Below are 4,175 nucleotides of genomic sequence, written 5' to 3'. Positions count from 1 at the left end.
AAAACCGTTCTTCCCAACGAGCGAGAGATGGCAGTCGGGGCATTTAACTTCAATAAGACACGTCATAGGACGTATATTGGGATGAAGAGTATTTTTGTCAGTATGGGATTATCCCTATCCACACATTTGGCCCACTACCCTTTTCTGGATGCAGCCAGTCAGCGAGATGAGGCGATTGTTGCTGCTTTTGAGTCCGGCGGTTATACCCTGTCCGAGATTGCTGATTTCTTTGGTCTGCACTACACAACAGTCGGCCGAATCGTTCGTAAGCGTGTCAGCAGGCGCTGTTTACGTTAATAGTGGAATCGCTATCGGACACACTTAAATGCTTCATTTTTTCGGTAAAATCGTTCCCTGAAGCACTGGAACCTCGATTTCCACTTTTAACTTCAACAGCGCCGTGTCAGCAAGTAGTCAAAAATGAGTTTCTCTTGTGGTTCCGGAGTAACTGCAAGCCCCCCCCCAACCGCCCGTCGAAATAGGTATTATCCGAAACAGCCGAGCTTGAATTGTGAGGGTCAGCACAACATTTTCGGCTACAGGCATTGTTAAATGCTGTTAACCGTATATCTGCCCTGCCTTATAAATCAGTAAAAACAGCCGCTGGAATGGCAATGACCGGTGCAGGGCGGATAGGGATAATAAGTTTGGGCGGTTTATAGCTATATAGACAACGACTGTGGATTTTACGCCCATTTAATGACAATGCAATAAGCGACATTGGTTGTATCTATACGGAGTTTTACCCGCCTGGCCAGTGTTGCCCGTAATATGGTTTTTAGCCAGGACTCTGGGTTTCCAAAGGTTGGCAGGAAAGATTGTATTTTATTGTGGTGTGATTTAGTTGGGTATGGGGCTGTTTTCAGGATTGCTTATTATTAGACGATGTTTTTCTATTAAATAGACGGCTGGTGACTTACGGTTATTGGGTAAAAAATTTGAACCACAAAGTCACAAAGACACAAAGGAAAAGATTAAAGCTTTTTGGGGAAGAGCTCTTATAAAAAAAGCTTTTGCCCTTCTTTGCCGTGAAAGAAAATTGCCACGGAGGCACAGAGGCACGGAGAAAAGAAAAAAGCTTTTCCTCTGTGCGACCGCCAGAGAAGGCGGAAGTGTCCGTGTTGTATGAACATTCACCGATGCTCCGTGCCTCCGTGGCAAACAAAAAAAATCAGGAAGAGATACCGGAGTCAGTGTTTTTATAAAATACCTGGCCAACCCGTTTGATATGATCCAGCAGTTTTGGATTATCGATACTTTCCATAAGAGATAGATCAAACTGGTAAGGCAGCATCAGCTCTTCAAGTGCTTCTTCGATCGTGAACTGTACGGTTAAGTCCAGTGCTGCATCGCCAGACGATATTAAGGTCAGGTCAATGTCAGAGCCTGGCTTAAAGGTGCCTTTTGCCCTTGATCCATAAATAATGACCCGGCCGATTTGTGGAAAGGAAGCAAATACCTGCTGAATGGAGGCGACCGTTTGCTCCTTTAGCCCAAACTTGTTGACCGCCATCAGTTGCCCTCATCCAGCCAGCTCGATAGCGTTACTTTTAGCTCGCAAAATGCAGAAAAGTACTGGCTCACGATTTTCTCTGCAATGTCATTAGCCACTGCTTCCACATAAGTATGGGATGTGAGGTTACGGCTTTTGATCATTTCCATCCACACTTCGCCATCAACAACCAGCCCTTCTCTGAAAGCTACTCTGGCAGCATCTCTGGAACCAATCATGCCGCTTACACCCCGGTAATCCAGAAAGTCTTTCAGTGTTTTCCAGGCCAGCTCATGGGTAAATTCAAAACCCTGTATCAGTCCCTGCTGCTCCAGTTTGGACAGGGAACGCTGCCGGGTAAGCTCTACGGCCTCCTGCAAAGCATTCAGTGCACGCTGGTAGTTATCAAATCGTTGTATCCAGCGGATATCTTCGTTTTTAGTTGGCATGGTGTGTTTGCAAAAATGAGTATGAGTTTTTGATCCTAGCAAGTTCCTGGCAAGCAGGGGAAGAAATATGGTCGTAACCGGCAGGTTTAAGATTTGCCACAGAGGCACGGAGAAAAGAAAAAAGCTTTTCCTCTGTGTCTCCGTGGCAAACAAAAAAATCAGGAAGTGCCGGAGTAGTACCCTGTGGCGTCGTAATACCCCTGGTTATACCCATAGGCATCTTTCTGGTTCGGGTTGATTTTGTTCAACACCGCGCCGGTCACCGGTGCCCTGGCCTGCAACAATCGACCTATGGCAGCCTGAACCGCATTAGCCTGCATACGCCCGGCTTCCACCACATAGATCAGGCCATCACAATGGCGGGAGACCATCAGCACATCGCTGACGTTCTGCACCGGTGGGCAGTCCAGCACCACATAGTCGTAATGCTCTTTGAGCTTTTTAACCAGGGTTCCGAACCGCTCAGAAGACAGCAGCTCCTGTGGGTTGGGTGGCACCAGACCGCAGGGGATGACATCAATGCCTTCCAGCTTGTGCACCGCATCACTGACATTGGCAGTACCCGCCAACAGGTTCGCCAGCCCGGCAGAACCCCCTTTAATATGGAAGTTCTTACCCACCACCGGACGACGCAGGTCGCAATCCACCAGCAGGGTTTTGCCCAGCTGGCCCAGCGCCAGCGCCAGGTTGGAGGCGGTGGATGATTTTCCTTCGCCCGGCACTGTGGAGGTAACAGCAAACAGACGGTGTTCCTGATCCATGGCGGTCAGGTTAATACTGGTGCGAATGGTGCGCATTGCCTCACCAAAACCGTGTTGTTCCTTGTCGTTAAACAGGTTAAATACATGATCCAGCAGTTTTTTGTCGGTGAGCTTGGGTAATACCCCCAGTACCGGCAGGTTCAGCTTCTCTTCAATGTCTTTGGTCGTACGAATGGTGTTGTTGAGCATTTCCAGCAGGAAGGCAATACCACAGGACACCATCAACCCTAGCAGGGCAGCAATACCGACAATCAGCTTTTTCTTCGGCTTCACCGGGATGTCAGGCGTAAACGCTTTATCGACAATGCGGGCATTGGCGGTTTGCAGGTCACTGGTGGCGGACGTTTCCTGAATCCGTTTGAAGAAGGCATCGTACAGGTCTTTATTGGTCTGCACTTCCCGCTCAAGGGATCGCAGGCGGAACTGCTTGCGGTTGATCTCCTGAACCGTGGTCTTCACCTTGTCCACAGCAACCCGCAGGCTTTTTTCGTTGGCTTTATCAATTTCATAATCCCGCTCGACACCATCGACAATATTGCTGATTTGAATATTGATGTTTTTCTGGATGCTTTCCAGCTCGGAGCGGGCCGAGATCATTGACGGATGTTTTGGGCCGTAACGGCGGGACATATCCAGCACCTGACGTTCCAGTTTCGATTCGTCCTGTTTCAGGTCCTGAATCAACGGATGCTGAAGCACCGCCTGCAGGGACTGGCTATCCCCTTTCTTCATTTCGCCGGATTGTATGCGCTTATAAATATTTTCGGAGACCGCCAGTTTGTTGCGTATTTGAACCAGAGAGTTTGTCAGGGCTTTCAGTTCATTGCTGGAAACGGTCAGCACGCCTTCCAGGTCGATCAACTGCTCTTGTTCCCGGTAATCCTGAAGCTCCTGCTCTGCCGCTTTCAGTTTTTCTGAAAGATCACTCATGCGGTTCTGCATCCAGTCGGTGGCGCTCAATGTCAGCGACAGTTTGGCCTCCATGTAGGATTCGATATAAGCACTGGCAATGGCGTTGGCAATTTGTGCGGCCAGTTTCGGGTTTTCGGACTGAGCATGGATTTTGACAATCTGGGTTTTGCGCACCGGCTCGATAGTGACCAGCTCGCTCAATACATTGATGGTGTCACGCATCACACTGTCGGCCTCGACTTCTTCTGTCGGCTCCTGCAGGCCGAACCAGCTGCGCCAGTCCAGCATGCCGCTGTACCAGGGAGCTTCCCTCAGACGGCCATTGAATTCAGGGTTCTTCAGCAGGTTCAGTTTGTTTACCACCTTTTCCAGCACGCCTCTTGATTTCAACACCTCGAATTGGGTGTTAAGGTAGCTGTCATTCCCCCGTTCGAGACCGTAGATCTCTTCAATGGAGACTACCTTGGCCTGCTCCTGCTCAATTTGCAGGATGGAGGTCCCCTGGTAAATGGGCGTCATGGAGAAGACCATCAGGATGGCAATCAGGGTGACGGCTAGGGT

Annotated in this window: 3 protein-coding genes and 1 pseudogene; 1 reads left to right on the top strand and 3 read right to left on the bottom strand. The window is 49.4% G+C overall.

The window, feature by feature from the left end; translation table 11 throughout:
* Window positions 1-297, top strand: a pseudogene (locus RM811_RS18960) (hypothetical protein); the annotation flags it as partial.
* Window positions 298-1,171: 874 nt separating this feature from the next.
* Here RM811_RS18960 and RM811_RS18955 read toward each other — a convergent pair.
* From RM811_RS18955 to RM811_RS18945, 3 genes are all read right to left on the bottom strand, one after another.
* Window positions 1,172-1,513 (bottom strand): nucleotidyltransferase family protein, encoded by a 342-nt coding sequence (locus RM811_RS18955; protein WP_402527385.1) that lies wholly within the window; start codon window positions 1,511-1,513, stop codon window positions 1,172-1,174.
* A complete protein-coding gene (locus RM811_RS18950) occupies window positions 1,513-1,941 on the bottom strand; it encodes a nucleotidyltransferase substrate binding protein (RefSeq protein WP_402527383.1) in 429 nt (142 codons plus the stop codon). Before RM811_RS18950 ends, RM811_RS18955 begins: the two co-directional genes overlap by 1 nt.
* A 158-nt stretch (window positions 1,942-2,099) precedes the next feature.
* The coding region (locus tag RM811_RS18945; protein WP_402527382.1) for a GumC family protein at window positions 2,100-4,175 on the bottom strand (2,076 nt) is incomplete at its 5' end.

The organism is Endozoicomonas sp., from assembly GCF_031844845.1.
In the GTDB taxonomy this organism is placed as follows: Bacteria; Pseudomonadota; Gammaproteobacteria; order Pseudomonadales; family Endozoicomonadaceae; genus Endozoicomonas.
The sequence above is the reverse complement of the archived record's forward strand: the minus strand, read 5'-3'. Positions and strand labels throughout refer to the sequence as shown.

Bases quoted from the DNA above. Each gene is read 5' to 3' on its own strand.
- RM811_RS18955 (WP_402527385.1), bottom strand. From the start codon at position 1,513: ATGGCGGTCAACAAGTTTGGGCTAAAGGAGCAAACGGTCGCCTCCATT.
- RM811_RS18950 (WP_402527383.1), bottom strand. From the start codon at position 1,941: ATGCCAACTAAAAACGAAGATATCCGCTGGATACAACGATTTGATAAC.